The sequence below is a fragment of the Rhodococcus daqingensis genome, from assembly GCF_042665615.1.
Taxonomy (GTDB): Bacteria; Actinomycetota; Actinomycetes; order Mycobacteriales; family Mycobacteriaceae; genus Rhodococcus_G; species Rhodococcus_G daqingensis.
The window spans coordinates 84,941-111,338 of the sequence record NZ_JBHTCS010000013.1; the positions used below are offsets into that span (position 1 = coordinate 84,941).

The 26,398-nt window shown below is 69.9% G+C and carries 27 protein-coding genes; 17 read left to right on the top strand and 10 right to left on the bottom strand.

Features of this window, described 5'->3' with window-relative positions; translation table 11 throughout:
• Positions 1–42 precede the first annotated feature (42 nt).
• Entirely contained in the window at positions 43–561 is a 519-nt protein-coding gene (locus tag ACFQS9_RS11820) for a DUF6790 family protein (RefSeq protein WP_378404768.1), read from the bottom strand.
• 105 nt (positions 562–666) lie between these two features.
• On the opposite strand from ACFQS9_RS11820, the gene ACFQS9_RS11825 reads away from it, so the two are divergent.
• On the top strand, positions 667–2,064 hold the full coding sequence (locus tag ACFQS9_RS11825; protein WP_378404770.1) for an acyl-CoA synthetase: 1,398 nt from the start codon (positions 667–669) through the stop codon (positions 2,062–2,064).
• Positions 2,065–2,085: 21 nt separating this feature from the next.
• On the opposite strand, the gene ACFQS9_RS11830 is transcribed toward ACFQS9_RS11825, so the two are convergent.
• Entirely contained in the window at positions 2,086–2,982 is an 897-nt protein-coding gene (locus tag ACFQS9_RS11830) for a polysaccharide deacetylase family protein (RefSeq protein ID WP_378404773.1), read from the bottom strand.
• Positions 2,983–3,078: 96 nt separating this feature from the next.
• On the opposite strand from ACFQS9_RS11830, the gene ACFQS9_RS11835 reads away from it, so the two are divergent.
• A complete protein-coding gene (locus ACFQS9_RS11835; RefSeq protein WP_378404775.1) occupies positions 3,079–4,113 on the top strand; it encodes an NADP-dependent oxidoreductase in 1,035 nt (344 codons plus the stop codon).
• Complete coding sequence (locus tag ACFQS9_RS11840) at positions 4,110–4,478, top strand: DUF2568 domain-containing protein (protein WP_378404777.1); 369 nt, start codon at positions 4,110–4,112, stop codon at positions 4,476–4,478. The genes ACFQS9_RS11835 and ACFQS9_RS11840 overlap by 4 nt, the downstream gene beginning before the upstream one ends.
• Positions 4,479–4,515: 37 nt before the next feature.
• Here the strand turns inward: ACFQS9_RS11840 and ACFQS9_RS11845 are convergent, their stop codons facing one another.
• Positions 4,516–5,325 carry an enoyl-CoA hydratase gene (locus tag ACFQS9_RS11845; RefSeq protein WP_378404779.1) on the bottom strand — a complete coding sequence of 270 codons (810 nt, stop codon included), beginning with the start codon at positions 5,323–5,325 and terminating at the stop codon, positions 4,516–4,518.
• 236 nt (positions 5,326–5,561) lie between these two features.
• Here ACFQS9_RS11845 and ACFQS9_RS11850 point away from each other — a divergent pair, with 236 nt between their 5' ends.
• A complete protein-coding gene (locus ACFQS9_RS11850) occupies positions 5,562–6,320 on the top strand; it encodes an SDR family NAD(P)-dependent oxidoreductase (RefSeq protein WP_378404781.1) in 759 nt (252 codons plus the stop codon).
• Positions 6,321–6,394: 74 nt separating this feature from the next.
• On the opposite strand, the gene ACFQS9_RS11855 is transcribed toward ACFQS9_RS11850, so the two are convergent.
• Together ACFQS9_RS11855 and dapD are read right to left on the bottom strand one after the other, a co-directional pair.
• Positions 6,395–7,771, bottom strand: a complete 1,377-nt coding sequence (locus ACFQS9_RS11855; protein WP_378404932.1) for an amino acid permease — start codon at positions 7,769–7,771, stop codon at positions 6,395–6,397.
• A 29-nt stretch (positions 7,772–7,800) separates the two neighbouring features.
• Complete coding sequence (dapD, locus tag ACFQS9_RS11860; protein WP_378404783.1) at positions 7,801–8,754, bottom strand: 2,3,4,5-tetrahydropyridine-2,6-dicarboxylate N-succinyltransferase; 954 nt, start codon at positions 8,752–8,754, stop codon at positions 7,801–7,803.
• A 105-nt stretch (positions 8,755–8,859) separates the two neighbouring features.
• Between dapD and ACFQS9_RS11865 the strand changes: the two genes are divergently transcribed.
• Both ACFQS9_RS11865 and dapE read left to right on the top strand, forming a co-directional pair.
• The gene (locus tag ACFQS9_RS11865; protein ID WP_378404785.1) at positions 8,860–9,780 is read left to right on the top strand and encodes an SMP-30/gluconolactonase/LRE family protein; all 921 of its coding nucleotides are present in this window, start codon (positions 8,860–8,862) and stop codon (positions 9,778–9,780) included.
• 81 nt (positions 9,781–9,861) lie between these two features.
• Positions 9,862–10,953 (top strand): succinyl-diaminopimelate desuccinylase, encoded by a 1,092-nt coding sequence (gene dapE, locus ACFQS9_RS11870; protein WP_378404786.1) that lies wholly within the window; start codon positions 9,862–9,864, stop codon positions 10,951–10,953.
• 60 nt (positions 10,954–11,013) lie between these two features.
• Here dapE and ACFQS9_RS11875 read toward each other — a convergent pair whose 3' ends face one another.
• A complete protein-coding gene (locus tag ACFQS9_RS11875; protein ID WP_378404788.1) occupies positions 11,014–11,691 on the bottom strand; it encodes an MspA family porin in 678 nt (225 codons plus the stop codon).
• Between the two features lie 29 nt (positions 11,692–11,720).
• Complete coding sequence (locus ACFQS9_RS11880; protein ID WP_378404934.1) at positions 11,721–12,404, bottom strand: MspA family porin; 684 nt, start codon at positions 12,402–12,404, stop codon at positions 11,721–11,723.
• Between the two features lie 178 nt (positions 12,405–12,582).
• Here ACFQS9_RS11880 and ACFQS9_RS11885 point away from each other — a divergent pair, with 178 nt between their 5' ends.
• The 8 genes from ACFQS9_RS11885 (at position 12,583) to ACFQS9_RS11920 (ending at position 18,054) form a co-directional block, all read left to right on the top strand.
• The gene (locus ACFQS9_RS11885) at positions 12,583–13,407 is read left to right on the top strand and encodes an LOG family protein (protein WP_378404790.1); all 825 of its coding nucleotides are present in this window, start codon (positions 12,583–12,585) and stop codon (positions 13,405–13,407) included.
• Positions 13,404–13,952: an LOG family protein gene (locus ACFQS9_RS11890; RefSeq protein WP_378404792.1), complete on the top strand. Its 549-nt coding sequence runs from the start codon at positions 13,404–13,406 to the stop codon at positions 13,950–13,952. Before ACFQS9_RS11885 ends, ACFQS9_RS11890 begins: the two co-directional genes overlap by 4 nt.
• A 22-nt stretch (positions 13,953–13,974) precedes the next feature.
• On the top strand, positions 13,975–14,868 hold the full coding sequence (gene folP, locus ACFQS9_RS11895) for a dihydropteroate synthase (protein WP_378404794.1): 894 nt from the start codon (positions 13,975–13,977) through the stop codon (positions 14,866–14,868).
• Positions 14,865–15,791: a glucosyl-3-phosphoglycerate synthase gene (locus ACFQS9_RS11900; RefSeq protein ID WP_378404796.1), complete on the top strand. Its 927-nt coding sequence runs from the start codon at positions 14,865–14,867 to the stop codon at positions 15,789–15,791. Before folP ends, ACFQS9_RS11900 begins: the two co-directional genes overlap by 4 nt.
• A gap of 77 nt (positions 15,792–15,868) precedes the next feature.
• Entirely contained in the window at positions 15,869–16,180 is a 312-nt protein-coding gene (locus ACFQS9_RS11905) for a DivIVA domain-containing protein (RefSeq protein WP_378404798.1), read from the top strand.
• Positions 16,177–16,761, top strand: a complete 585-nt coding sequence (locus tag ACFQS9_RS11910) for a DNA-3-methyladenine glycosylase I (protein ID WP_378404800.1) — start codon at positions 16,177–16,179, stop codon at positions 16,759–16,761. The genes ACFQS9_RS11905 and ACFQS9_RS11910 overlap by 4 nt, the downstream gene beginning before the upstream one ends.
• A 162-nt stretch (positions 16,762–16,923) precedes the next feature.
• Positions 16,924–17,091: a DUF3117 domain-containing protein gene (locus ACFQS9_RS11915; protein ID WP_003931055.1), complete on the top strand. Its 168-nt coding sequence runs from the start codon at positions 16,924–16,926 to the stop codon at positions 17,089–17,091.
• A 117-nt stretch (positions 17,092–17,208) separates the two neighbouring features.
• Entirely contained in the window at positions 17,209–18,054 is an 846-nt protein-coding gene (locus ACFQS9_RS11920; RefSeq protein ID WP_378404804.1) for a putative RNA methyltransferase, read from the top strand.
• On the opposite strand, the gene glgA is transcribed toward ACFQS9_RS11920, so the two are convergent.
• On the bottom strand, positions 18,027–19,232 hold the full coding sequence (glgA, locus tag ACFQS9_RS11925) for a glycogen synthase (protein WP_378404806.1): 1,206 nt from the start codon (positions 19,230–19,232) through the stop codon (positions 18,027–18,029). The two genes, ACFQS9_RS11920 and glgA, sit on opposite strands and share 28 nt — an antisense overlap.
• A gap of 74 nt (positions 19,233–19,306) precedes the next feature.
• Between glgA and glgC the strand changes: the two genes are divergently transcribed.
• From glgC to ACFQS9_RS11940, 3 genes are all read left to right on the top strand, one after another.
• Positions 19,307–20,521, top strand: a complete 1,215-nt coding sequence (gene glgC, locus ACFQS9_RS11930; protein WP_378404808.1) for a glucose-1-phosphate adenylyltransferase — start codon at positions 19,307–19,309, stop codon at positions 20,519–20,521.
• A gap of 252 nt (positions 20,522–20,773) precedes the next feature.
• Positions 20,774–22,057 carry a hypothetical protein gene (locus tag ACFQS9_RS11935; RefSeq protein WP_378404810.1) on the top strand — a complete coding sequence of 428 codons (1,284 nt, stop codon included), beginning with the start codon at positions 20,774–20,776 and terminating at the stop codon, positions 22,055–22,057.
• 12 nt (positions 22,058–22,069) lie between these two features.
• A complete protein-coding gene (locus ACFQS9_RS11940) occupies positions 22,070–24,898 on the top strand; it encodes an FtsW/RodA/SpoVE family cell cycle protein (protein ID WP_378404812.1) in 2,829 nt (942 codons plus the stop codon).
• Positions 24,899–24,933: 35 nt separating this feature from the next.
• Here the strand turns inward: ACFQS9_RS11940 and mreB are convergent, their stop codons facing one another.
• Positions 24,934–25,923: a rod shape-determining protein gene (mreB, locus tag ACFQS9_RS11945; protein WP_378404814.1), complete on the bottom strand. Its 990-nt coding sequence runs from the start codon at positions 25,921–25,923 to the stop codon at positions 24,934–24,936.
• Between the two features lie 130 nt (positions 25,924–26,053).
• Entirely contained in the window at positions 26,054–26,383 is a 330-nt protein-coding gene (locus ACFQS9_RS11950) for a WhiB family transcriptional regulator (RefSeq protein ID WP_378404816.1), read from the bottom strand.
• Between the last annotated feature and the right edge of the window lie 15 nt (positions 26,384–26,398).

Genomic DNA, 26,398 nt, shown 5'->3' on the forward strand with positions numbered 1-26,398 from the left:
CATCACATCACCGCAGGGCCGCCTACACGGGCAACGACACCATCACCCGGGCCTCGAAGTCAGGGTGCCGGCCGGTCGCGCGTCGCCGCCGCGCCGGTAGGACAGCGCGTAGAGCGTGAACCCGACGATAGGCAGAATGATGTCGAACCACAGCGGCGGGCCGATGTTGCCCGGCTTGGTGTTGTCCTCGGCGATCCAGAAGTACACATGTCCCGCCGCGTCCCCGAGGTACTGGATCGCGGTGACGGTGAGAACCGCGAGCCAGAAGTAGCCGCGCAACCAGAAACACAGGACACCGGTGACGCCGATCGCCAGGTCACCCATCGCGTTCTCGAACTGGAACCCGCCGTCGCCCCGGGTGTACCCGATCATCTCGGCGATGGCCGGGCCGTCGAACACGTGGTAGGCGGCCCCGATCAGGGAGCTCAGCCCGATCGCCAGCACCAGCCACCACACGAGGTAGGTGTCGACGACGGCCGCGGGTCGGGTGTCCGTCCGATGTCGGCGAGCCTGAACGGCTGCGACGATCAACGCCAGCACAACGGCGATCACCGTGGTCATGGCACCTCCTCGGACGTGTCCAGCACCGGCGTTGATTCCATGGTTGCTGCCCGGGCACCGTCGTGTTGACGTTTTCGTGAACCCTCCGTGTGAGACGCTGAGCCGGTGCTGCTTCGATCTCTAGACGCCCTCGCCGTCGCTCGCGGCGACGATCTCCCCGACGCCGTCCGGATCGGCGACACCACGCTCTCGCGCAGCGACCTCCTCGGCGCTGCCGGGGCGCTCGCCAAGCGCATCGGCGGTGCCGAGCGGGTCGCCGTCCTCGCCACGCCGACCGCGTCGACGGTGATCGCGGTGGTCGCTTGCCTGCTCGCGGGCGTCACGGTCGTGCCGGTGCCGCCGGACTGCGGTCAGACCGAGTTGACCCACATGCTGTCCGATTCGGGGGCCCAGGCCTGGCTCGGGCAGGCTCCTGACGGTAGCGAGTTGCCGGTCGTGCCGGTGCGGTTGCACACCCGTGACTGGCACTCTCACCCCGAACCGGCCCCGTCCTCGATCGCCTTCGTGCTGTACACCTCCGGCACCACGGGGCCGCCGAAGGGCGTGCTGCTGAGCAGGGGCGCCATCGCCGCCGGCCTCGACGCGCTCGCGGAGGCCTGGCAGTGGACCGCGAACGACACCCTGGTGCACGGCCTTCCGCTGTTCCACGTGCACGGCCTGATCCTGGGGCTGCTCGGCCCGCTGCGGATCGGCAGCAGGCTGATCCACACCGTGCGGCCGACGCCCGAGGCATACGCGCAGGCACACGGCACGCTCTACTTCGGCGTGCCGACGGTCTGGTCGAGGGTGGTCGAGGACGAGGAGTCGGCCAGGGCGCTGAGCGGGGCCCGGCTGCTGGTCTCCGGCAGCGCCCCGCTCCCGGTGCCGGTGTTCGAGCACCTGGCCGACCTGACCGGGCTGGTACCGATCGAGCGATACGGCATGAGCGAGACCATGATCACGCTCAGCACCCGGGTCGGCGGTGAGCACCGTCCGGGATGGGTGGGGCTGCCGGTGGCGGGCGCCGAGACCCGGCTGGTGGACGAGGACGGGACCCCGGTGCCGCACGACGGCGAGAGCATCGGCGGACTGCAGGTGCGCGGGCCGATGCTGTTCGACGGGTATCTCAATCGCCCCGCCGCGACCGCGGCATCGTGGACCGAGGACGGCTGGTTCAAGACCGGCGACGTCGCGGTGATCGACGAGCACGGCTTCCATCGCATCGTGGGCCGTGAGTCGACCGATCTGATCAAGTCCGGTGGCTACCGGATCGGGGCCGGCGAGGTGGAGACCTCGTTGCTCGGGCACCCGGCGGTCCGGGAGGTCGCGGTGATCGGCGTGCCGGATGAGGACCTCGGGCAGCGGGTGGTGGCCTACGTGGTCGGCGACGTGCCCTCGCCCGAGGATCTGATCGAGCACGTGGTCGCGGAGCTGTCCGCGCACAAGCGGCCCCGTGAGGTCCGGGTGGTGGACTCGTTGCCGCGCAACGCTCTCGGCAAGGTGCAGAAGAACCTGCTCGGCTGAGGTCCCGGCGATCGGCGCTGCCTATGCCAGCCCGCCCGCATCGCCGAGCGTGACGAACTCACGTCCCTGCGCTCGCATCGTGGGCAGCGCCGCGGCCAGGCCCTCGGCGGTGGCGCCGTGCGGGCGGTTGAGGTGCATGATGACGATCGAGCCGGGCGCGGATCCGGCGGCAGCCGACTGGATGTGACCGGCGGTGGACGTCGCCCCGGAATCGCCGTTCACCGTGAAACCGACGACCTCCTCGCCGAGGTCGCGGACGATGGCGGTCGCGACCTCGTCGCAGTGTGCGGTACCGGGCCGGAACCAGCGAGGCGGGATTCCGGTGATCGATTGCAGGCGTTGGTGGTTGACCATCACCTCCTCGACCACCTCGGCGACCGACCCGGTGCCGGCGATCCCGTACGCGGATCGTCCGGTCACCGAGAGCGGCAGGTGCCTGGTGCCGTGGTTCGCGAGTTCGAAGAGTGGGTTCGCGGCGAGCCGGTCGGTGAGTTCCCGGTTCGCATCGATCCACCGGGAGTTCAGGAACAGGGTGGCGGGCAGGTGTTCGCGTTCGAGGAGTGTGATCAGGTCGGGGTCGACCGCGCTGCCGTGCGGTCCGCCGCAGCCGTCGAAGGTGAGCGTCACCCGCGGGCCGGGCGTCACGAGCCGGGTCCGGGTCCCGGTCACGGCCGTGCCCCATTGGTGGGGGACGGCGCCCGCGTAGCGTGCGATCAGGATGGCCGGGTCCGGCGGTGGTGGCGGCAGTGGCGGGGGCTCGGGCGCGGCCGTGCCCTTCACCTCGATGGGCCCGGGTCGGGGTGCCGGATCGGCGTTCGGGACCGCGGGGGCGTCGAGGTCCGCGCAGGCCGTTGCCGCGGATGCCGCCCCGCCGAGCAGGCCGAGCAGGAGGGCCCGACGGGTCGGTGTCGCACGCACTCGGTCACCGTAGGGCATCGCAGGCGAACTCGCGTGCCGACGCGCGCCGCCCGATCGGCGGCTGCTTTCGGGTGGACACGACTAATCTCGTTAACCATGACCATGCCAGCCGAGAACACCCGTGTCGTGCTCGCGTCCCGCCCCGTCGGCGAACCCCAGCCCTCCGACTTTCGGATCGAGACCGTCCCGGCCGCGGTCCCCGGCGACGGGCAGCTGCTGCTCAAGACCCTCTACCTCTCCCTCGACCCGTACATGCGGGGCCGGATGAGCGCGGCGAAGTCGTACGCCGATCCGGTCGAACTCGGCGACGTCATGGTCGGCGGGACCGTATGCGAGGTGGTCGACTCGAAGGACCCCGCCTTCCACCCGGGCGATGTGGTGCTGTCCTTCTCGGGCTGGCAGACGCATTCGGTGATCGACGCGCACCACGTGCGCAAGCTCGACCCGCACGCCGCGCCGGTGCAGAGCTGGCTCGGTGTGCTGGGGATGCCCGGCTTCACCGGCTACGCCGGCCTGCTGCGCATCGGTGCCCCCAAGCCGGGGGAGACGGTGGTCGTCGCGGCCGCGACGGGGCCCGTCGGATCGGCGGTCGGGCAGATCGCGAAGATCAAGGGCGCCAGGGCGGTCGGCATCGCCGGCGGGCCGGAGAAGGTCGCCTATCTGCGCGAGATCGGTTTCGACGCCGCGATCGACCATCGCGCACCGGACTTCGCCGAACAACTGGCCGCGGCCTGCCCCGACGGCATCGACGTGTACTTCGAGAACGTGGGTGGAGCGGTCTGGAGTGCGGTGTTCCCGCTGCTGAACGACTTCGCGCGGGTCCCCGTGTGCGGCCTGGTCTCGCACTACAACGACACCGCCGCTCCGGCGGGCCCGGATCGGTTGCCCGGCTTCATGAGTGATGTGTTGAAGAAGAGCCTGACGATCCGCGGGTTCATTCAGAGCGAGTTCGTCCAGAGCGACTTCAAGGCCTTTGTCGGCGACATGTCCGGCTGGATCCACGCGGGACGCATCGCGTACCGCGAGGACATCGTCGACGGTCTGGAGAATGCGCCCGCCGCCTTCAACGGGATGCTCGCCGGCCGCAACTTCGGCAAGCTGATCATCAAGGTCGCCGAGGTGGGCGGGTGACCGGGGTGGGTGAGCGGCCGCAGGAGAAGGTCGGGCCGCTCGAGCTGACCGCGTTCCTGTGCGAGCTGGCGATGCTCGGTCTTCTCGTCCTGGCCGGGATCGCCGTGATGGATTCACTGCTCGGTCGGGTGCTCGTGGCGATCGCGTTGCCTGCCGCCGCGGCGTGGATCTGGTCGGTGTGGATGGCGCCGACGTCCCGCCGCAGGCTCACCAATCCATCCCGGCTGTACGCGCAGGTGGTGCTGTTCGCGGTGGTCGGGCTGATCGTCGGGTGGGCCCTCGGCTGGCTCGTCGGCGTGGCCTTCTTCGTGGTGTCCGCGGGCGTGTTCGCGGAGCGGTACCGGCGGGAGCTGCGCACCACTTAGCGACCCACCGTCGACAGGGCGGTCCCGGGGTGGGCCCCTACTTGCTGTCCCGGAACACCGGCTCGCGCTTCTCCCGCCGGGCCAGGGTGGCCTCCTCGAAGTTGTCGGTCATCAGCCGGATCATCAACTGCCCCAGGCCTTCCTGATTCATGTGCTGGGCCATCGAGGAGGCGTCCAGGCTCGACCACAGGGTGCGCTTGGTGAGCTCGACCCCGGGCCGGGAGAAGGCCGCGATCCGCGTCGCCAGGTCGAAGCACTCCTCGAGCAGGTCCTGGCCGTCGATGATGCGGGAGACGAGTCCGATCCGCTCCGCCTCCGCGGCATCGACATCCCGACCGGACAGCATGATCTCGAACGCGCGGGACGACCCGATCGCGCGGGGCAGCAGGTAGCTCAGCCCGAGCTCGCTGGCGGTCAGTCCGTTGTTGATGCCTGCCGCCCGGAAGTACGCCTCCGGGGCGGCCATCCGGATGTCGGCGGCCAGCGACAGGCAGAAGCCGCCGCCGATCGCGGCGCCGTTGACCGCGGCGATCACCGGCTGGTGCATCCGGCGGATCGCCAGCACCACGTCGTCGAGGATCTCCATCGCGCGCAACGCGATCGACGGACGGGTCAGGCCGTCGATGTGCGGGGGACTGCCCGCGGACGCCTGGTCGGCGCCCGAGCAGAAGCCGTGGCCCGCGCCGGTGAGGACGACCGCGCGCACCGAGTTGTCGTTGCTGATGGCCTCGAGGGATTCCTTGAGCGGGACCATCACGTCGAACGCCATCGCGTTCATCCGCTCGGGGCGGTTGAGGGTCACCAGGGCCACGTTCTCGCGCGGCCGCTCGACGAGGATGAAGCTCACGAAGGTCTCCTGCTGTTCGATGACGGACGTAGGTCGCGCCGACATTACGGCGTGACGGGCCGCCACGGGGCGATTTCTGGCACCAGGTGCAGGATGAGCGTCACGGGTGCCGACGCCGACCGGGCTCGGTCGAAAACGCGTCGTCCGATTCCCGCCAGCACCGAGTCCCGGGATTCCGCAGTCTGATTCAGGCGAACATCGCGCCATTCTCAGCAGATCTCCCGAAAGGACTCATCATGTCTTCGCGCCTCGACTCCAAGGTCTTCATCGTCACCGGCGGCACCTCCGGCATCGGCCTCGCGGCCGCTCGCAGGCTCACGGCGGAGGGCGCCGCGGTCGTGCTCGGTGCCCGCCGCAGGGACGTCGGTGAGGAGGCTGTCGCGAGCATCCGCGCCGCGGGCGGCACCGCGATCTTCGTGCCCGCGGACGTGTCGGTGGAGGCGGACGCCGCGGCGCTGGTCACCGCCGCGGTCGCCGAATTCGGCCGGCTGGACGGGGCATTCAACAACGCGGGCGGCGTCAACGCGTCCGGCCCGGTGTCCGGGATCGACGGGGCCGCCTGGGACGCGGAGATCTCGCAGAACGTCACCAGCGTCTTCAACTGCCTCAAGCACCAGATTCCCGCCGTCCTCGAGACCCGCGGGGCCGTCGTCAACAACGCGTCGAACCTGGGGGTCGTCGCGCTGCCCGAGGTCGCGCCCTATGTTGCCGCGAAGCACGCGGTCGTGGGACTGACGCGGGCCGTCGCGCTGGAGGTCGCCGAGCGGGGAGTCCGGGTCAACGCCATCACCACCGGCGGGGTCGACACGCCGCTCTCCCGCGCATCCATGGCACCCACCGACGAGGCGATGGCGCAGATCGGCGCCCTGCACCCGGTGAACCGCGTCGCCCGGCCGGAGGAGATCGCGCCGTTCGTCGCGTTCCTGCTGAGCGACGAGGCATCGTTCGTCACCGGCGCAGCGCTGTCGATCGATGGGGGCTTCACCGCGCGCTGAGCGGGATCAGGCGCGTGCGGCCCGGAGTTCGGGCCGCACGCGGTTCCGTCCGGTATCTCGGCCGGACGGCCGCGCTAGGCGTCCGCGCGGAGACGGCGCGCGTTGAGCACCGACAGACCGGCGATCACCGCGAACAGCACGGCCGTGGAGATCAGCTGGTTGCGGGCGTCGGCGTCGGTCAGCATCAGCAGGATCAGGCCGCCGAGCGCGGCCAGGGTGAACCAGCTCAGGTAGGGGAAGCCCCACATCCGGAGGCTGAGCTTGCCCTCGGCCTCCAGCCGCGGTCGCAGCCGCAGCTGCGAGACCACGATGAAGATCCAGATCACCAGCAGTGCGGCGCCGACCGCGTTGAGCAGGATCGACAGCAGCGAGTCCGGCAGCAGCCAGTTCAGCAGCACGCTGACGAAGCCGAAGAACACCGAGAGCAGCACCGCGTTGGTCGGTACCCCGGTCTTGGACAGGCCGGCCAGCAGCGCCGGACCGTCGCCGCGACGCGCGAGCGAGTAGGCCATCCGGGAGGTGCCGTAGACGTTGGCGTTGAAGGCCGACAGCAGCGCCACCACGACCACCAGTTCCATGAAACCGGCCACATAGGAGATGTGCGCCTGGTTCAGGACCGCTACGAACGGGCCGCTCTGCAGCTGCGGCGAATTCCAGGGCAGCACCAGCACCATGATCGCGATCGAGCCGATGTAGAACACGCTGATCCGCCACACCACGCTGCGCACGGCCGTGGCGATGGAGTGCTCGGGGTCCTTCGACTCGGCGGCGGCGATCGTCACGATCTCGATGCCGCCGAACGCGAACGCCACCACGAGCAGGCCCGCGGCGATGCCCGCGAAGCCGTTCGGCATGAAGCCGCCCTGGCCCAGCAGGTTGGTGAATCCGACCGGGTCGGTGTCGGGCAGCAGCCCGAACACCAGCAGCACGCCGATCACCAGGAAGGCGACGATGACCGCGACCTTGATTGCGGCGAACCAGAACTCGAACTCGCCGAAGTTGCTCACCTTGGCCAGGTTCACCACCGCGAAGAAGGTGACGAAGACCAGCGCCACCACCCACTGCGGCACGCCGGGCAGCCACCCGTGCACGATCGCGGAGGCGCCGGTGATCTCGGCGCCGAGCACCATGATCAGCATGAACCAGTACAGCCAGCCCATCGTGAAGCCGGCCCACTCGCCGATGCCGATGCGGGCGTAGTGGCTGAACGAGCCGCTGGCCGGGATCGCGGCGCCCATCTCGCCGAGCATCCGCATCACGAAGACCACGATGATGCCGGCGATGATGTACGAGATCAGCACGGCCGGACCGGCCTTCGCGATCCCGACGCCGGTGCCGAGGAACAACCCGGCGCCGATCGCGGAGCCGAGGCCCATCATCGTCAGATGGCGGACCTTGAGCCCGTGACCGAGGTGTGAGGTGTCGCCCTCTTCGGGGAGGGCCTCGACCATGTCCTTCGCCGGGTCGCTCGTCGTCATCGTCAGTCGTTCTTGTGCAGCGCGGCGTTGAGCTCGACGCCGGTGCCCTTCCACGGCGTCACCTCGACCGCCCCGGACACCGAGTTGCGGCGGAACAGGATGTTGGACTGGCCGTTGAGTTCCTTGGCCTTGATCACCGTGCCGTCCGGGCCGGTGACCTTCGTGCCGGAGGTGATGTACAGGCCGGCCTCGACCACGCAGTCGTCGCCGAGCGAGATGCCGAGACCGGAGTTGGCGCCCAGCAGGCAGCGCTTGCCCACCGAGATGACCTCCTTGCCGCCGCCGGAGAGCGTGCCCATGATCGAGGCGCCGCCGCCGACATCGGATCCGTCGTCGACGACGACGCCCGCGGAGATGCGGCCCTCGACCATCGAGTTGCCGAGGGTGCCGGCGTTGAAGTTCACGAAGCCCTCGTGCATGACCGTGGTGCCGCTGGCCAGGTGCGCGCCGAGCCGGACCCGGTCCGCGTCGGCGATCCGGACGCCGGAGGGGACCACGTAGTCGACCAGGCGCGGGAACTTGTCGATGCCGTAGACGGTGACCTGGCCGCGGGCGCGCAGCTTCGCGCGGACCACCTCGAAGCCGTCGACCGCGCAGGGCCCGAAGTTGGTCCACACCACGTTGGCGAGCAGGCCGAAGACGCCGTCGAGGTTGGCGCCGTGCGGCTGCACGAGGCGGTGTGAGATCAGGTGCAGGCGCAGGTAGGCGTCGTGCGCGTCGACCGGCGCGGCGGCCAGATCGGCGATCGTGGTGCGCACCGCGACGGTGCGGACGCCGCGCGCCTCGTCGTCGCCGACCAGCGCGGCCAGCTCGGCCGGGATGTCCGAGCCCTCGAGCACGGCGGTGCCGGCCTGCGGGTGTCCGCCCAGCGTGGGCTCCGGGTACCAGGTGTCGAGGACGACCCCGCCCGTGGTCACGTTTGCGATACCGACTGCCGATGCTCCCTGAGTGCTCACGGGCAGTCAGGATACCGGCAGGAGTAATTGAGCCGTCACCCGAGCGCATCCCGTGGAAGGCTGTGGGCGGAGACCGTCGTACCGGCCGGATGGATGTGGGGACGCATGCGTGGGATGAGATTCGTTCGCTCGGTCAAGATCGCATCGGTCGGCGTCGCGGTGGCCGCGGCCGTCGCGCTGCTGTCGGCGCCGCAGGCCGGTGCCGCGCCGCTCTGCCCCGGCGCGGGCCGGGCGCCCGTGCTGGTCGGCCGGGCGCCGGGCGCCGCGATCGAGGGCGCCGCCGTCGACGGTGCGGGCCGGCTCTACCTCACGGACCTGCGCAGCAATCGGGTGCTGCGGATCGACCGGCCCGGCGCACCGGCGGTCCCCATCGCGACCGTGCCCGGCCCGATGGGCGGTGGCCTGGCCTTCGCCCCGGACGGCGGTTTGCTGGTCGGCTACGGCGACGCCCGGGTGCTCGTCGGCGATGTCGCGCGGCCCGCGGGCATCGTCAAGGTCGACGTCGGAACCGGTGCGGTGCACCCGTTCGCGTCCGGCCTCTCGGCGGCGAACGGCCTCGCGGTGACCCGCGACGGCACCGTCTACGCCACCAACGACCTCGCGTCGCTGGTCGGGCGGGTGCTGCCGAACGGGGTCGTGCAGCCGGACTGGGCGGTGCTGCCCAGCGCCAACGGTGCGGCGCTCAGCGGCGACGACCGCTACCTGTACGTCTCCCGGACCTTCGCCAACCCCGGCGTGAGCCGGATCCCGCTCGCGAACCCGGCGGCGCCCGAGTCGCTGGTCGACTTCGGCGGCGCCGACGTGTTCGCCGCGCCGGACGGGTTGGTGCTCGACGCGGCGGGCCGCCCGATCGTGCCCACCGACGTCAGCGGCGAGATCCTGCGGGTGGACGGGCCGAACCGGTACTGCGCCCTCGCCGGCGGGCTGCCGGGGTCGAGCGTGCTGGCCGTCGGCAACGGCGGCACCGGGTTCTCCGCCGGTCGGCTGTTCCGGGCCGGGTTCGACGGCGACATCTATGAAATCTAGGCGCTACGCGCTCGTGCGCGCTTGACGAGTCCCTGGACCCGCTGACCACGCACGGGCGGCGAAGCCGCCTACCCTGGGACCGTGACTCTGCCGCGCCTGGACCTGCACGCCGATCCCATCGAGCTGACCGCCGCCCTGGTCGACATTCCGAGCGTCTCCCAGGACGAGGCACTGATCGCCGATGCCGTCGAGGTGGCGCTGCGCGAGCAGACGATCGGTTTCGAGGTGGTCCGTCACGGCAACGCGGTGCTCGCGCGCACCGACCTCGGGCTGCCGAGCCGGGTGATGCTGGCCGGCCACCTGGACACCGTGCCCATCGCCGACAACGTACCCAGCCGCCGCACCGTCGACCCCGATCAGGGCGAGTTGCTGCACGGCTGCGGGACAGTCGACATGAAATCCGGCGACGCGGTGTTCCTGCACCTGGCCGCGACGATCGAGGAACTAGCGCACGACCTGACGCTGGTGTTCTACGACTGCGAGGAGATCGCGGCCGTGCACAACGGTCTCGGGCGCATCGAGCGCGAGCTACCCGAGTGGCTGCGCGCCGACGTCGCGGTGCTCGGGGAACCGTCCGGCGGGTTCATCGAGGCCGGCTGCCAGGGCACCCTGCGCGTGCGGCTGTCGACCTCCGGCACGCGTGCCCATTCGGCGCGATCCTGGCTGGGGGACAACGCGATCCACAAGTTTGCCCCGCTGCTGCAGCGGTTGTCCGACTACCACGCGCGCTCGGTGGACATCGACGGTTGCGTCTACCGCGAGGGACTGTCGGCGGTGCGCATCGCCGGGGGAGTGGCGGGGAACGTGGTGCCCGACGCCGCCGAGATGGACGTGAACTTCCGGTTCGCGCCCGATCGCAGCGTGGACCAGGCGATCGCGCACGTCCGGGAGGTGGTGGACGGCCTCGGCCTCGGCTTCGAGGTGACGGACAGTTCGGCCGGGGCGCTGCCGGGTCTCGGTGCACCCGCCGCCGCCGCGCTGATCCGCGCGGCGGGCGGACAGTTCCGCGCGAAGTACGGCTGGACCGATGTCTCGCGGTTTTCCGCGCTGGGCATCCCGGCCGTCAACTACGGCCCCGGCGACCCGAACCTCGCGCACAAGCGCGACGAGCACGTGCCGACCTCGCAGATCACCGACGTCACCCGGGTGCTGCGCGGCTACCTGAGCACCTGACCGCAACGGGATCGGCCCCACCCCGGCGGTCGGGGTGGGGCCGAAGTCGCCGGCGAGCGACTAGCCGATGCTGAACGGCTGTCCCCACAGCGTCGTGCTGCTGGTGATGTTGTCGGTGCTCACGGAGACGGTGGCGTAGGAGCGGGCCTGTGCGTAGCCGGCGCACCCCTCGACACCGATGGTGGAGTCGGCGTAGGTAACCGAGCCGGACCTGCCCTTGAAAGAGTTTGCGCCGGAGTGGGATTCGTTGCCGTAGCTGTCTTCCTTCTCCAGGTCCAGGAGTCGGATGTTCTTGGCCTGGCCGGGTCCGATGCTGACCGTGCCGGAGCCCTTGGCGGTCTGTTTGACGGCCTCGCCCTCCCAGCCCGAGGACATTCCGGCATCGGTGCCGCCCTTGCCGCCGAGGGTCAGCTGGCAGGCCACCACGTAGCCCGCGGTGATGCTGCCGCCCTTGGCGTTCGGCCCGGTGACCTCGGCGCCGATCCGGCCGGAGACCCACACGTTGCGGTGCAGCGGGGTCGCGCCCATCGACGGCGAGATCGTGGCGGTTTCGCCGGTGCGGGTGATGGTGACGACGGTGCCGTCGGCGAGGGTCTTGGTGATGGTGCCGCCGGGGAGCGGGACGAAGGTGTCGGCGTTCGCGGCGCCCGCGGACATGAAGCCGAGGGCGATGGCGGTGGCCGCGCCGACGGCGGAGATCTGCAGCCCGCGACGCAGGCCGGTGTTGCTGGAGTTCATGATTCCCCTCGGATATGGATTGAGAACCGTCAGCCGATGCTGAAGGGCTGGCCGTACAGGGTGGTCTTGGAGTAGTCGTTGCCGACGATCTCGACGACGGTGTAGGCGCGTGCCTGGGCGTAGCCGCCGCAGTTCTGGATCTCGAGCTGGGTGTCCTGGTACTGCACCGAGTACTTGCCGTTGCGCTTGATGTCCTTGCCGCTGACGCCGACGAACTTGACCTGACCGGCGGAGACCGGCACGGTCAGCGAGCCCGAAACGGACGGACCGGTCAGGTCCATCGAGGCGCCGATGGAACCGCCGAGGCCGGTGATGTCGACCTGGCAGCCGACGATGTAGCCGGTGCTGATCCGCGAGACGCCGTGCGTGGAGGAGTTGTTGGTGCCCTTGTCGTTGGTCGAACCGTTCCACGGCCCGGCCTCACCCTCGCCCGAGACGCCGGTGACGTCGGCGGTGACCGTGCCCGAGACCCACGCGACGCGGCCGGCGCCGTTGGCGGCCAGCGACGGCGAGATCAACGCGCTCTCGCCGGTGCGGGAGATCACGGTTCCCGGTCCGGCCTTCTGTCCGTCGGGCAGCGGCACGAAGGTGTCGGCGTGCGCCACGCCGGTCGACATCAGGCCGATTGCCACCGCCGCGGCGGTGGCGACGCTTGCACTGAAACACGTTGCGCGGGCGCGGTGGGCGCCGCGCGTCGCGGACACGATCTTCACACTCAATTCAATCCCCTCACAAGGAATCTCGACCGGGTGGCTCGGGCACCCGGGGAGGGCGGGACAGGTCGTTGCCGCCGCGAACAAGAAGTTAGCGAAGGCTAAACTACATTGCAATCGCTTGCCTTGGCGTTTACCCAGTGAAATGGGTCACCCACGTCGGGATAGCCTTGCTCGCATGGCACCCGACAAGACGCCCGGCCGGGCCGCGAAGCAGAACACCTCGAAGCGGGGCAGCGCCTCGGTCAAGCACCGCGGACCGATCCTGCTGCGACGTGATCGCAAGGCGGGCACGAGTACCACCGATCAGCGACTGCTCGATCAGCGCGGGCCGACCGACTGGGTGCACACCGACCCCTGGCGGGTACTGCGGATCCAGAGCGAGTTCGTCGAGGGCTTCGGGGCGCTCGCGGAGGTGCCACGCGCCGTGACCGTGTTCGGCTCCGCGCGAACGGCTTCGGACCACCCCGAGTACATCGCCGGCCGCGAGCTCGGCGCAGCGTTGGCCGAGGCCGGGTACGCCGTCATCACCGGAGGTGGCCCCGGCGTGATGGAGGCCGCGAATCGTGGAGCGAGCGAATCGGGCGGGTACTCGATCGGGCTCGGTATCGAGCTGCCGTTCGAGCAGGGTCTCAACGAGTGGGTCGACCTCGGCATCAACTTCCGCTACTTCTTCGCCCGCAAGACCATGTTCGTGAAGTACTCGCAGGCCTTCATCTGCCTGCCGGGCGGGTTCGGCACCCTCGACGAGCTGTTCGAGGCGCTGACCCTCGTGCAGACCCGCAAGGTCACCCGGTTCCCCATCGTGTTGTTCGGCACCCAGTACTGGTCCGGCCTGCTCGAGTGGATCAAGTCGACGCTGGTGGAGAGCGGCAAGATCTCCGAGGGTGATGTCGAACTGCTGCATGTGACGGACAGCGTCGACGAGGCCGTGCGCATCGTCGTCGAGTCGCAGCACGGCGTCGACGCCGCCGAGCTGATGGGCACCGAGGAGGAGTGGTGAGCTCTCCGGTGCGCACCATCTGCGTGTACTGCGCATCCGGGCCCGTCGACGACTCGTACCTCGACCTCGCGGCGGATCTGGGTTTCGAGATCGGCCGACGTGGTCTGCGGTTGGTCTCGGGCGGCGGCAACGTCTCGATGATGGGTGCTGTGGCCAGGGCGGCGCGCGACGCCGGCGGCTGGACCATCGGCGTCATCCCGAAGGCGTTGGTGCACAGGGAGGTCGCCGACACCGACGCCGACGAGCTGATCGTCACCGACACGATGCGTCAGCGCAAGCAGATCATGGAGGACCGGGCCGACGCCTTCATCACCCTGCCGGGTGGGATCGGCACCCTCGAGGAGATGTTCGAGACCTGGACGGCGGGCTATCTGGGCATGCATGCCAAGCCGGTCGTCCTGCTCGACCCGGTCGGTCACTACACCGGGCTGCTGAACTGGCTCGACGGACTGCGTGCCGGCGGCTTCGTGCAGCAGCGCGCCCTCGACGGCCTGCTCGTGACGTCCGGGGTCGCCGAGGCGCTCGACGCCTGCACCACCCCGTGATCGTCGGTTCCCGGATGTCACTATGAAGCGCATGACCGAATCCCACCTCGCGGCCGCGCCGACCCTGTGCGGCAAGCCGGTGGCGACCGATCGGGCCCTGGTGATGGCGATCGTCAACCGCACCCCGGACTCGTTCTACGACAGGGGCGCCACCTTCACCGATGAGGCGGCCATGGCGGCCGTCCACCGGGCGGTCGCGGAGGGGGCGGACCTGGTCGACATCGGCGGCGTCAAGGCCGGCCCGGGTGACGAGGTGGACACGGCTGAGGAGATCCGCCGGGTGGTGCCGTTCGTGGAGGCGATCCGCGGCGAGTACCCGGACCTGCTGATCTCGGTGGACACCTGGCGTGGTCCCGTCGCCCGACTGGCCTGTGGCTCCGGCGCCGACCTGATCAACGACACCTGGGCGGGTGCGGACCCGACGCTGGTCGAGGTCGCGGCCGAACTGGGCGCCGGATACGTCTGCTCGCACACCGGCGGCGCGGTGCCCCGGACCCGGCCGCATCGGGTCCGCTACGCGGACGTGGTCGCGGACGTCGTCGACGAGGTGGTGGCCGCCGCGCAGCGAGCGCGCGATCTCGGCGTCCCCGCCGACGGGATCCTCATCGATCCGACCCACGATTTCGGCAAGAACACCTTCCACGGGCTCGAGTTGTTGCGGCGCGTGGACGTTCTTGTAAACACCGGATGGCCAGTCCTGATGGCGCTGAGCAACAAGGATTTCATCGGGGAGACTCTGGGTGTGGAACTCGCCGAGCGGTTGGAGGGTACGTTGGCAGCGACAGCATTGGCGGCCGCACAAGGTGCCCGAGTCTTCCGGGTCCACGAGGTCGCGTCCACCAGACGAGTGGTCGACATGGTCGCCGCGATCATCGGCACCAGGGCGCCGGTCCGCACGGTACGGGGTTTGGCATGAGGGCGAGCACGAGCGGCGAGCGCGTGTGGTCGGAGGCGAACAGCTGGGACCACCCCTCCTGGAGCATCGCGGACCTGATCGCGGCGAAGGCGGGCCGAACGGTGTCGGTGGTCCTGCCCGCGCTGAACGAGGAGAAGACGGTCTCGGCGGTGGTGGACACCATCCATCCGCTGCTCGGCGGCCTGGTGGACGAGCTGATCGTGCTCGACTCCGGATCCACCGACGAGACGGCGGACCGGGCGGCGGCCGCGGGGGCCACCGTGGTCAGCCGCGAGCAGGCGGTGCCCGGCCTGGAGCCGGTGCCGGGCAAGGGCGAGGTGTTGTGGCGCTCGATCGCCGCGAGCACGGGCGACCTCATCGCCTTCGTCGATTCCGACCTGATCAACCCCGACCCGGAGTTCGTGCCGAAGCTGCTGGGGCCGCTGTTGACCGTCGAGGGCATCCACCTGGTGAAGGGGTACTACCGGCGACCGCTGCGGGTCAGCGGGACCGAGGACGCGAACGGCGGCGGTCGGGTCACCGAACTGGTCGCCCGGCCCCTGCTGGCGGCGATGCGCCCCGAGCTGACATCGGTGCTGCAGCCCCTCGGGGGCGAATACGCCGGAACCAGGGAGCTGCTGTCCGCGGTGCCGTTCGCGCCCGGCTACGGGGTGGAGATCGGGCTGCTGCTCGACACCTACGACCGGCTCGGGCTCAGCGCGATCGGCCAGGTGAACCTGGGGGTGCGCAAGCACCGCAACCGGCCGCTGGTCGAGCTCGGTGTGATGAGCAGGCAGATCATCGGCACCATGCTGCGCCGGTGCGGCATCGAGGATTCCGGTGCCGGGCTGACGCAGTTCCTGGCCGACGGCGACTCGTTCGTGCCGGTGACCACGGAGGTGTCGCTGGCGGATCGGCCGCCGATGAACACGATCCGGCCGTGAGCGCGCCCGCGCGGCGGCGGGACGGGCCGGGACACCACACGGCGGCGCGTGTCGGACCGGCGTGACAGGATCGGGTCATGTTCACGGTGCTGCTCTACCTGCTGATCATGGCGCTGGTCGGTGGGCTGTTGTTCCTGGCCGCCTCGGCGGTGTTCGGGCGCGGTGAGGAGTTGGCCCCGCTGCCTCCGGGGACCACCGCCACCATGCTCCCCGCGAGCGATGTCACCGGCGCCGATGTCCGCGCGTTGCGGTTCCAGCAGACGGTCCGCGGATACAAGGCGTCCGAGGTGGATTGGGCCCTGGATCGATTGGGCCGTGAGATCGATTCCCTGCGGGGCGAATTGGCGGGTCTGCGAGCGACGCCTGCCCCCGGGCAGGACGAGTCATGAACGCGGATCCGCTCGAGGACGGCCGGATACGGTGTCCCTGGGCGGTCGACGGCGCGGGATCGCGGATCTACCGCGACTATCACGACGAGGAGTGGGGTCGGCCGCTACGGGGCCGGGACGAGCTCTTCGAGCGCCTGTGCCTGGAGGCCTTCCAGTCGGGGCTGTCCTGGATCACCGTGCTCCGCAAGCGGGAGGCGTTCCGGACCGCGTTTTCGGGGTTCGACGTCGAGGCGGTGGCCCGCTTCGGCGCCGACGATGTCGAGCGCCTGCTGGCCGATCCGGGAATCGTCCGCAATCGGGCGAAGATCGAGGCCTGTATCGCCAACGCGGGTGCCGTGCTGGAGCTGACGGACACCGATCTCGACTCGCTGCTCTGGTCGTTTGCCCCGGAGCCACGCCCGAGACGGTTGCGGAGGGTTGACGAGGTGCCCGCGGTGACCGAGGAATCGACCGCCATGGCCAAGGAACTCAAGCGTCGAGGGTTCAAGTTTGTGGGTCCCACCACGGCATATGCCCTGATGCAGGCAACCGGGATGGTCGACGATCACCTGCTCGATTGCTGGGTCGAGGTGCGCCGCTGAGCCCGGATTCCGGTCCACATTCGAACGGAAAAGAGACTCAGGTTCCCGGCATTCCTTGCAATAGGGAAGAATGGCACATGTGATCCCCGACAACAGCTGTCGGGGGACCGACGGTAAGCCTAGGCGCAGAGCTTGTCAGCGCAGATCTGGAGGGAGCAGGTAATGGCGGCCATGAAGCCCCGGACCGGTGACGGTCCCCTCGAAGCCACCAAGGAAGGGCGAGGAATCGTCATGCGGGTTCCGCTCGAGGGTGGAGGTCGGCTCGTCGTCGAGCTGACCCCGGAAGAAGCCGCCGCGCTCGGAGACGAGCTGAAGGGCGTCACCAGCTAACTCCTGGCAGGGTTCGGTGCGGCGGACAGCGTCGGACACGAGCCTTCAGGCATACGGCCCCGCTTGCCACCTCGGCTCGCGGGGTCTTTGCGGTGCGATCGACAGAGAGGTGGACCGATGCTGGCCGATGTCGTCGAGCTGCTCGCCTGCCCGCACTGCGGCGGGGGTCTCGATGTCGCCGATCGCACCCTGCTGTGCGACCAGGGGCACAGCTTCGACATCGCCCGGCAGGGCTACGTCAGCCTGCTGTCCGGCGCCGCGAAATTCACCGGCGACAGTGCCGAGATGATCGCGGCCCGTGCCCGATTCCTCGACGGCCACCACTTCGACCCGCTGATGGACGCGGTGGCGCGTGCCTGCGTCGCCCGCGACCTCGACCACCCGGCGGTGCTCGAGGTCGGCGCGGGCACCGGTCACTATCTGGCGGCCGTCCTCGACGCCCTGCCCGCGGCCCAGGGCATCGGCGTCGACGTCTCCAAGGCGGCCGCGCGATGGCTCGCCCGCAGCCACCCGAGGGCGGCATCGGTGGTCGCCGACATCTGGACGCAGCTCCCGCTCCGCGCGCACGCCCTCAGCCACGTGCTGTCGATCTTCGCCCCGCGCAACGCCGCGGAGCTGCGCAGGGTGCTGCGGCCGGACGGGACGCTGGTGGTGCTCACGCCGACGGATCGGCACCTGCGGGAACTGGTCGACCTGCTGGGGCTGGTCCGGGTGGACGAGAACAAGACGGTGCGCCTGGGCGCCACCATGTCCGGGCACTTCGAGCGGGTGGACCGGATCGCCGTCGAGTACCCGATGGCCCTCTCGCGCATCGACGTCGATAGCCTAGTCGCGATGGGCCCGTCGGCGCGCCACCTCGGCGAGGAGGCGCGGGCGCGGCACATCGCGGGGCTGCCCGAGAGCTCGACGGTGACGGCGTCCGTCACGATCAGCAGCTACCGCCCGGTCCCGACGGCGGGCTGACGCCCGGTGTATCCCTCGGCCGCGGCCTCGTAGACGGCGAGCGTCTGTCGGGCGATCTCCCCCCAGGAGAATTCCGCGATCGCCCGCTCGCGGCCGGCCCGTCCCATCGCGGCCGCGCCCGCGCGGTCGAAGGTGACCGCGTTGACCGCCGACGCCAGTGCGTGCTCGAACGCCTCCGGCTCGTAGGAGTTGTAGTGCACCAGCTGTCCGGTGACGCCGTCCTCGACCACCTCGGGAATGCCACCGACGTCGGAGGCCACCACCGCGGTCTCGGTGGCCATCGCCTCCAGGTTCACGATGCCGAGCGGCTCGTACACCGAGGGGCACACGAACACCGTTGCCGCGGAGAGGATCTCCCGCACCTGTGCGGTCGGCAGCATCTCCCTGACCCAGAACACGTTGCCGCGCGCCTCCGACAGTTTCGCGACCGCCCGCGCGGTCTCCTCGGCGATCTCGGGCGTGTCCGGCGCGCCGGCGCACAACACCAACTGGACGTCGGGATCGAAGTGGTGCGCGGCCGCGATCAGGTGACCGACGCCCTTCTGTCGGGTGATCCGGCCGACGAAGGCCGCGATGGGGGCGGCCCGGTCGACACCCAGGTCGTGCAGCACCGAGGTCGGGCGTTCGCCGCCGAAGTCCGGGAACCAGACGTCGGTGTCAATCCCGTTGCGCACCACGTGCACTCGATCCGGGTCGACGAACGGGTAGGCGTCGAGGACATCGAGCCGCATGCCGGCGCTGACCGCGATGATGGCGTCGGCGTACTGCACCGCGTTGCGCTCGGACCAGGACGAGATGCGGTATCCGCCGCCGAGCTGCTCGGCCTTCCAGGGGCGCCGGGGTTCGAGCGAGTGTGCGGTCATGATGTGGGGCACCCCGTACAGTTCGCCCGCGAGATGGCCGGCGAGGCCGGTGTACCAGGTGTGCGAGTGCACGACGTCCGCCGCGCCAGCGGCCTTCGCCATCCGCAGCTGCGCCGACAGCATGGTCAGCGCGGGATTGGCGCCCATCAGTGCGTGATCGGACTGATGCACGATCGCGCCCTCGCGGGGTGCGCCCATGCAGTGCACGTCGACCTCGCAGAGCCGGGCGAGCTGGGCGACGAGCTCGGTGACGTGGACCCCCGCGCCACCATAGATCTCCGGGGGGTACTCCCTGGTCATCATCGCAACCCGCACCCGATAAACGTAGTCGCCGCGCCGTCATGGGGCCACCGCTGGCGGGGGTCCGGCTCGGCCGATAGGTTGACAGGGTGAGGAGCCAGCCGCATGTGCTCGGAATCGTGCTCGCCGGAGGCGAAGGGAAACGGCTGTACCCCTTGACCGCTGACCGGGCCAAGCCCGCGGTGCCGTTCGGCGGGGCCTACCGCCTGATCGACTTCGTGCTGAGCAACCTGGTCAACGCCGGCTATCTCCGGATCTGTGTGCTGACCCAGTACAAGTCGCATTCCCTCGACCGCCACATCTCACAGACGTGGCGGCTCTCGGGTTTCGCGGGGGAGTACATCACCCCGGTCCCGGCGCAGCAACGGCTCGGGCCGCGCTGGTACACCGGCAGCGCGGACGCGATCTTCCAGTCGCTCAACCTGGTCTACGACGAGGACCCCGAGTACATCGTGGTATTCGGCGCCGACCACGTGTACCGGATGGATCCCGAGCAGATGGTCCAGCACCACATCGACTCGGGCGCGGGCGTCACCGTGGCCGGGATCCGGGTGCCACGCAGCGAGGCGTTCGCCTTCGGCTGCATCGACAGCGACGAGTCGGGCCGGATCACCCAGTTCCTGGAGAAGCCGGCGCACCCACCCGGCACCCCGGACGACCCGAACGCCACGTTCGCCTCGATGGGCAACTACGTCTTCACCACGAAGGTGCTGGTCGATGCGATCCGAGCGGACTCGGAGAACTCCGACTCGGACCACGACATGGGCGGCGACATCATCCCGGCACTGGTGGCCGCGGGGCTGGCCAACGTCTACGACTTCAAGGACAACGTGGTGCCCGGTGCCACCGACCGCGATCGCGGCTACTGGCGGGACGTCGGAACCATCGACGCCTTCTACGAGGCACACATGGACCTGGTGTCCGTGCACCCGGTGTTCAACCTCTACAACCGGCGCTGGCCGATCCGGGGCGCGGCGGAGAATCTCGCGCCGGCCAAGTTCGTGCAGGGCGGGCTCGCGCAGGAATCGGTGGTGGGTGCCGGCTGCATCCTGTCCGCCGCGACCGTCCGCAACTCCGTGCTCAGCTCCAACGTGATGGTCGACGACGGCGCAACGGTCGAGGGCAGCGTGTTGATGCCGGGCGTGCGCGTCGGCAAGGGTGCGGTGGTGCGGCACGCGATCCTGGACAAGAACGTGGTGGTCGGGGAGGGCGAGATCATCGGCGTCGACCTCGAGCGCGACCGTCAGCGGTTCGCGGTCAGCCCGGGCGGCGTGGTGGCGATCGGCAAGGGCGTCTGGATCTAGGGCATCTCTCCGCCTGGTCGCGTCGTCCTCGGCCGGTCGGATAACGGTTCGAGATGCGGGATCGCCGCGGCATCTCGGGTGAATAACGAGATCGTCGTTCCGCAATCCTTGATCCTGGTTTGGCTGGTCTAATGGAATGCGCAGAGACGTAATGGATTTCGATAGCCAGTAGGCCCTAACCCAAGGTCCACCGGCCACCCGTACCGGTCAGTCGCAAACCTGCGCGGGGGCCCCAGAGTTTCGGGATGCGCGATGATCGAAGCAGTGCTGGGGCTCTCCACGAGCAGAAGCGAGCCGGCGCAACCCCGACCCGAGCCGGAGCAACCCCGACCCGAGCCGGAGCAACCCCGACCCGAGCCGGAGCAGCGCATCGACACCGACGCGGGCGGTGGTCGTGTCGTTCTCCACGGGCTGCTCGCGATCGCGACGTTGACACCGGCGCAGGCCGCGCTGCTCGTCACCGATGTGATCGATCAGCTCGAGGCGGTGCGGTGCCCGGACGGCTACCCGATCCTCCGGAACCATGGGGTGACGGTGTCCGACCGGGGACAGCTCGCGATCGATGCCGCCGGGAGTGCGGCGTCCTGGGACGACGTGGACGATGCGGTGGCGAGTCTGCTGCGAAGTATCGCGACGAACTGTCGCGATCGCGCGCTCGCCGACCGGCTGGACGAATCGATGGCCCGATCAACAGATCTGGCCGACCTCGCGCAACGGGTTCGGGGCACCGTCGCAACCGAGCTCGACCCGTCCACGACGGGAAGGACGCGGCACCAGCTCGCGGAGCTCGTCTCGGCGACCCAGGGACGGACCCTCTCGGACGATCGGGTGGAGACGGACCGCGCGAACGCGGAGAGCCGGCCGTCCCCGGCGGCCGGACCGTCGCTCGCACCGAAGGGCTGGCATCCACCCGTCGGGAATCCGTGGCATCGCAGGCGGAGACGGCTGTCGCGTCGCCGGGGTCTACTCGGGCTGGTATCGATTCTGCTGCTGGTCGGGGTGGTGTGGGCGGCGCCAGGTGCGTGGTCGGAGCTGCGCCGGGGCTGGGATGCCGTTCTCCATCCGGTGAATCCGTCTGAGCTGAACCACATCAGTCCGGTCTCGCCGCCGCCACCCGCGCCGCCCGTAGCCGACCAGGCGAACTCACCGACAGCGCAAGGAACCGCCGAGGCGGGGCCGGTCCATACCGGTCTACCGGGCAGCGCGGGGCCGATCACCCGGGTCACCGCCACCTTCGCCAACGGAGAATGCGCGACGGGGCAACCGTGCACCATGCGGGTCGACGTCCACGTCGATCCCGCGGCGAACGTCGGCGCGGTGACCTGGCACGTGAGCGTGTACGACCGATGCTCCGGAGCCGTCCACCCGGGCAGTGACGTCACGATGCCCGTGCCACCGGGTGGGCAGCAGGTGTACGGCATCACCAGCGTCGTCCTGCCGCCCGCCCCGGCGCTTGCTGTCGCCGCGCTGACCAGCGCCCCGGCGGCAGCCGCGTCGGAGCCGGCATTCGTGCCCGCCGAGAACGCAACCTGCTGAGGTGGGGGTCGCATGCCGACACACAAGCGAGAATCCGACCCCTGGCTCGTCGCGGCGGCGATCACCCTCGTCGTCCTCGGCCTGCTCAACCTGATCTCGACGGGGAAGACGACGGATGCCGTCCGTCACGCACTGTTCGCCGCCGTCGGTCTCGGTGCGATGTACGCGATATCGCGCCTGCGGCCCGGCAACCTCCGACGGTTCGGCTGGACGTTGTTCGCCGCTTCGGTCGTCCTGCTCGCGGCGGTGCCACTCCTCGGGGTCGCGACCAAGGGTGCCCAGCGCTGGCTGGACTTCGGCCTGTTCACTGTTCAACCGTCCGAGCTCGCCAAGCTGGCACTGGTCCTGGTCCCCGCGGCGATATTGGCGGGTGGGTACACCCTCGGCCGGTTCGCGGCGACCCTGCTGATTTCGAGTGTGCCGATCGGTCTCGTCGCGCTGCAGCCCGACCTGTCGACCGCCGTGGTGCTCACCTCGACCGTGGTGATCATGCTGATCCTGGCCAGGGTGCCGCTGCTGCCGCTGTTCCCGCTGTTCGCGCTCGGGATCGCTTCGCTGCCCCTGGCGGTGCTGTTTCTCCGGCCCTACCAGCTCGAGCGGATTCACGTGTTCCTGTCGAGCAACGCCGACCCGCAGGGGTCGGGTTGGGCGGCGTTGCAGGCGGACATCGCGATCGGCAGCGGCGGGTGGTTCGGTCTGGGGCGTGAACCGTTCTACGACCTGAGGGCCGAATACCTTCCCGAATCGGAGCACGACCTCGCCTTCGCGAGCCTCGTCTACGGATGGGGTCTGTTTGCCGGTCTGGCAGTCGCGATCGCCACGATGATCATCGTGTGGCGGGCCGCGCTCGCCGCCCGAACGGCGCGGACCCGGGAAGCCGCCCTCGTCGCGGCCGGGATCGGTGGGCTGTTCGGAGTGCAGGCCGTGGTCTCGATTGCCGCGAGCCTGTCGCTCCTGCCGCACACCGGCATGCCGATCCCCCTGTTCAGTTACGGGGGCACGGCCGCAATCCTCGGATTCGTTGCGGTCGGGCTGGTGCTCGCGATCCGCCGCGACGGCGTCACGCGTCCCCTGTGGGCCACCGAGTCCAGGCGGCGCCGCCTACCCCGAGGAGTGTCGGCAGGTGCCGTCACGGTCACGGCGATGCTCCTCGCGATGTCGGTGTTCGCGTGGCAGCTGCAGAGCGGTCGTGGTGCGGAGTTGCGCGCGATGAGCGACGTGCAGATGGAGCGGTGCATCCGCCTCCCCGCCGAGCGCGGTCACATCCTCGACCGCAACGGCGAGCCGCTCGCGTTCAACGTCCCCGAGTACGCCGTCGCGGTGGTTGCCCGAATGTTCGACCGGGATGACGCACCCGTGCGCGCCGAACTGGCCGCGCTGCTCGGCGTCACGCCGGAACAGCTGGCGGCGACCCTGGAGAGCGGTGGCGAGGAGTTGGAGGTCGTTCTGGGGCGGGTGACGCCCGAGCAGGCCCGGCGAATCGTGGACGCGGGGCTCCCGTGGGTGCTCGTGTACCCGACCGGGCGCAGGCACTACCCGCACGGGGCGATGCTGGCATCCATCCTCGGACACGTCGGGGTTGCGGATCCGCCGGACATGGAACGCTGGCCGCACCTTGCCCTCGGATCGCGGGTCGGCAAAGCGGGACTCGAGAAGCAGTACGACGCGCTGCTCCGCGGCACCGACGGCAAGCAGTGCATGTACGTCCATCCGTCCGGGCGGCTGGTGGCCACCGGCGAGCGGGTGGACCCGGTGCGAGGACACGACCTCCGGTTGCACCTCGATGTGGGGCTGCAGCAGCTCGCGACCGATGCGCTGACCGACGCGGTGCGCACCAGTGGGGGCGACCTGGGCGCGGCGATCGTGATGGACGCCCGCACCGGGGCGGTGCTGACGCTGGCCAGCGTGCCCGGATTCGACAACAACGTCTACGGTCCCCCGGTCGACATGGTGGCGCTGGCGGCACAAACCCAGGGACCCGGGCCGGGGCGGATGCTCAACCACGCCGCCCAGTCCGCGGCACCGCCGGGCTCGACCTTCAAGATCGTCGTCGCGGCGGCGAACGCGAAGTACAACGTGCTGTCGCCGGACGCCCAACTCGCCGGCGGCGCGGCCTACACCTACGGAGGGCACACCTTCGCGAACTGGCAACCGATGGGACCGAACAGTCTGATCGGGGCGATCCAGTGGTCGGACAACGTCTACTTCTACCAGCTCGCCGAACTCCTCGGCCCCGAGCGAATCGCGACGACCGCCGCAGAGCTGGGTGTGGGCGAGGAATCCGGGATCGACCTGCCGGGGGAGGCCGAGGGCTTCCTGGGCACACCTGAGAACGTCGCCAGCATCGGGGGAACCTGGTATCCGGGGTCGACGCTGCTGATGGGCATCGGTCAGGGCACTGTCAGCGCGACCCCGGTGCAGTTGGCGCGCTGGACGTCGGGCATCGCCACCGGCTCGACGGTGACGCCCCAGCTCGCCGCGGCGTACGGGCCGGACGCCTTGCCCATTCCCACCGCCGAGCCACGTCGGCTGCCCTTCGCGGACCAGCTCGGCCCCGTGCGAGCGGGGATGCGGGCATCTGCCGCGGCCGGCACCGCCGGGCAGCTGGCCACCTTGCCGGTCTCGGCGGGCGCCAAGACCGGAACGGCGGAGGATCCGTCGGCGCCCGGGAAGGGCCTCAATGCCTGGTTCTCCGCGGTGGTGCCCTTCGAGGCTCCCGAGATCGTGGTCTCGGTGTTGGTCCGTGGCGGTGGTTTCGGGTCGGCAACCTCCGGGCCCGTCGCCAAGAAGCTCTTCGAGCGCTACCTCGCGCAAACGCGGGTCTCGGCGCCGAACCGCTGATCAGCCCCGATCCACCGCGGGTGGATCAGGGCTGATCAATCGCTGTACGCGGCAACCACTTCGGGGTGGTCGAGACACGCGGTCGCACCTTCGGCGACACAGGTCAGCGGGCGCTCGGCCGTCTTGACCGGGAGTCCGAAGGACTCTTCGAGCAGCTGCGACACGCCGCGCAGCATCGACCCACCACCGAGCGCCAGGAGCCCTTCGGACATCACGTCGCCGATCGCCTGGGCGGGAAGGTCCTCCAGGCACGCGGCCAGTGTCTGCACGATCCCGGTTGTGGTCGGCCGCAGCGCTTCCACGATCTCTTCTGTCGTGAGGGTGACCAGTCGGGCCCGGCCGGTCACGGCGTCGCGGCCCTCGACGACGAGCGACTGCCCCTCGGAGGCCTCGGGCGCGCCGACCTTGGCCCGCTCGGCGGTGAGCTCGCCGACGATGATGTTGTGCTCGGTCCGCAGGTAGTGATACAGCGCGTTGGTCAGTTCATCCCCCGCGAGCCGGCAACTGCGATGCGAGAGCATGCCGCCGAAACAGAATGCGGTGACTTCCGAAGTGCCGCCGCCGATATCGACGACGAGATGGGCGCGGGGTTCGAGCGGGTTGATCCCGCAGCCGAGTGCCCCCGCGACCGGCTCCGGTATCAGCCCGACCTTACGCAGACCGGCCTCGTGTCCGACCTCGAGTAGTGCCCGACGCTCGAGCGATGTGGCTCCCGCGGGAACGGAGATGACGGCCTTCTGCCGCAGCCCGTATCGCCTGCTCGGGGCCGCGCGCTTGATGACGGCCGTGACGAACGTCTGAGCCGACTCGAGGTCCACGATCACCCCGTCGCGCATCGGACGAACTGGCGTGACTCCCATGGGATTGCGGCCGACCAGGTTCCGCGCTTCCATGCCGATCGCGAGAGCGTGGTGCGGATCCTTTTCTCGAATCAGCATGAACGATGGCTCGTTCAGGACGATGCCGTCTTCGGGGGTGCCGACGACAGTGTTGGTGGTTCCGAGATCGATACCAAGTCCGCTCACGTCGGCCTCCGAGAGGTGTTCCAGCGAGATGGTCTGATCGTACGCAGCGGCTCCCGCGTTCGGTCGAGATCGCGGTGACTCGCCAAGATCCGCGCCCAACCGTTATCGACCTCACCGTTCGATCGATCGCTCAGTGGACCGCCATCAATTCGGCCCACGACTCGACGTTCGGGTGACGCTTGAGCAACGCCCGGCGTTCGCGTTCGGTCATCCCGCCCCAGACGCCGAACTCGACTCGGTTGTCGAGCGCCTCGGCGCCGCACTGGATGATGACGGGGCACTGTCGGCACGCGGCGGCCGCCTCGCGTTGGGCGGCGCCGCGAACGAACATCTGATCGGGGGGCTGGGCGCGGCACAGCGCACGTTCCGCCCAGGTGTGCGGCAGGCCGAGGCGCGGGTGGTCGCAATCCGCGGGGGCATTGCTCCCGGACTCCGGTCGGGGGCGGCTTGAGCACATCACGAGACGTCATGGTGC

Bases quoted from the DNA above. Each gene is read 5' to 3' on its own strand.
- ACFQS9_RS11940 (WP_378404812.1), top strand. From the start codon at position 22,070: ATGCCGACACACAAGCGAGAATCCGACCCCTGGCTCGTCGCGGCGGCG.
- ACFQS9_RS11920 (WP_378404804.1), top strand. From the start codon at position 17,209: ATGCTGGCCGATGTCGTCGAGCTGCTCGCCTGCCCGCACTGCGGCGGG.
- ACFQS9_RS11835 (WP_378404775.1), top strand. From the start codon at position 3,079: ATGACCATGCCAGCCGAGAACACCCGTGTCGTGCTCGCGTCCCGCCCC.
- ACFQS9_RS11820 (WP_378404768.1), bottom strand. From the start codon at position 561: ATGACCACGGTGATCGCCGTTGTGCTGGCGTTGATCGTCGCAGCCGTT.
- ACFQS9_RS11935 (WP_378404810.1), top strand. From the start codon at position 20,774: ATGATCGAAGCAGTGCTGGGGCTCTCCACGAGCAGAAGCGAGCCGGCG.
- ACFQS9_RS11905 (WP_378404798.1), top strand. From the start codon at position 15,869: ATGTTCACGGTGCTGCTCTACCTGCTGATCATGGCGCTGGTCGGTGGG.
- folP (WP_378404794.1), top strand. From the start codon at position 13,975: ATGAAGCGCATGACCGAATCCCACCTCGCGGCCGCGCCGACCCTGTGC.
- ACFQS9_RS11875 (WP_378404788.1), bottom strand. From the start codon at position 11,691: ATGAACTCCAGCAACACCGGCCTGCGTCGCGGGCTGCAGATCTCCGCC.
- ACFQS9_RS11885 (WP_378404790.1), top strand. From the start codon at position 12,583: ATGGCACCCGACAAGACGCCCGGCCGGGCCGCGAAGCAGAACACCTCG.
- ACFQS9_RS11915 (WP_003931055.1), top strand. From the start codon at position 16,924: ATGGCGGCCATGAAGCCCCGGACCGGTGACGGTCCCCTCGAAGCCACC.
- ACFQS9_RS11900 (WP_378404796.1), top strand. From the start codon at position 14,865: ATGAGGGCGAGCACGAGCGGCGAGCGCGTGTGGTCGGAGGCGAACAGC.
- ACFQS9_RS11865 (WP_378404785.1), top strand. From the start codon at position 8,860: ATGCGTGGGATGAGATTCGTTCGCTCGGTCAAGATCGCATCGGTCGGC.
- ACFQS9_RS11850 (WP_378404781.1), top strand. From the start codon at position 5,562: ATGTCTTCGCGCCTCGACTCCAAGGTCTTCATCGTCACCGGCGGCACC.
- ACFQS9_RS11910 (WP_378404800.1), top strand. From the start codon at position 16,177: ATGAACGCGGATCCGCTCGAGGACGGCCGGATACGGTGTCCCTGGGCG.
- ACFQS9_RS11855 (WP_378404932.1), bottom strand. From the start codon at position 7,771: ATGGTCGAGGCCCTCCCCGAAGAGGGCGACACCTCACACCTCGGTCAC.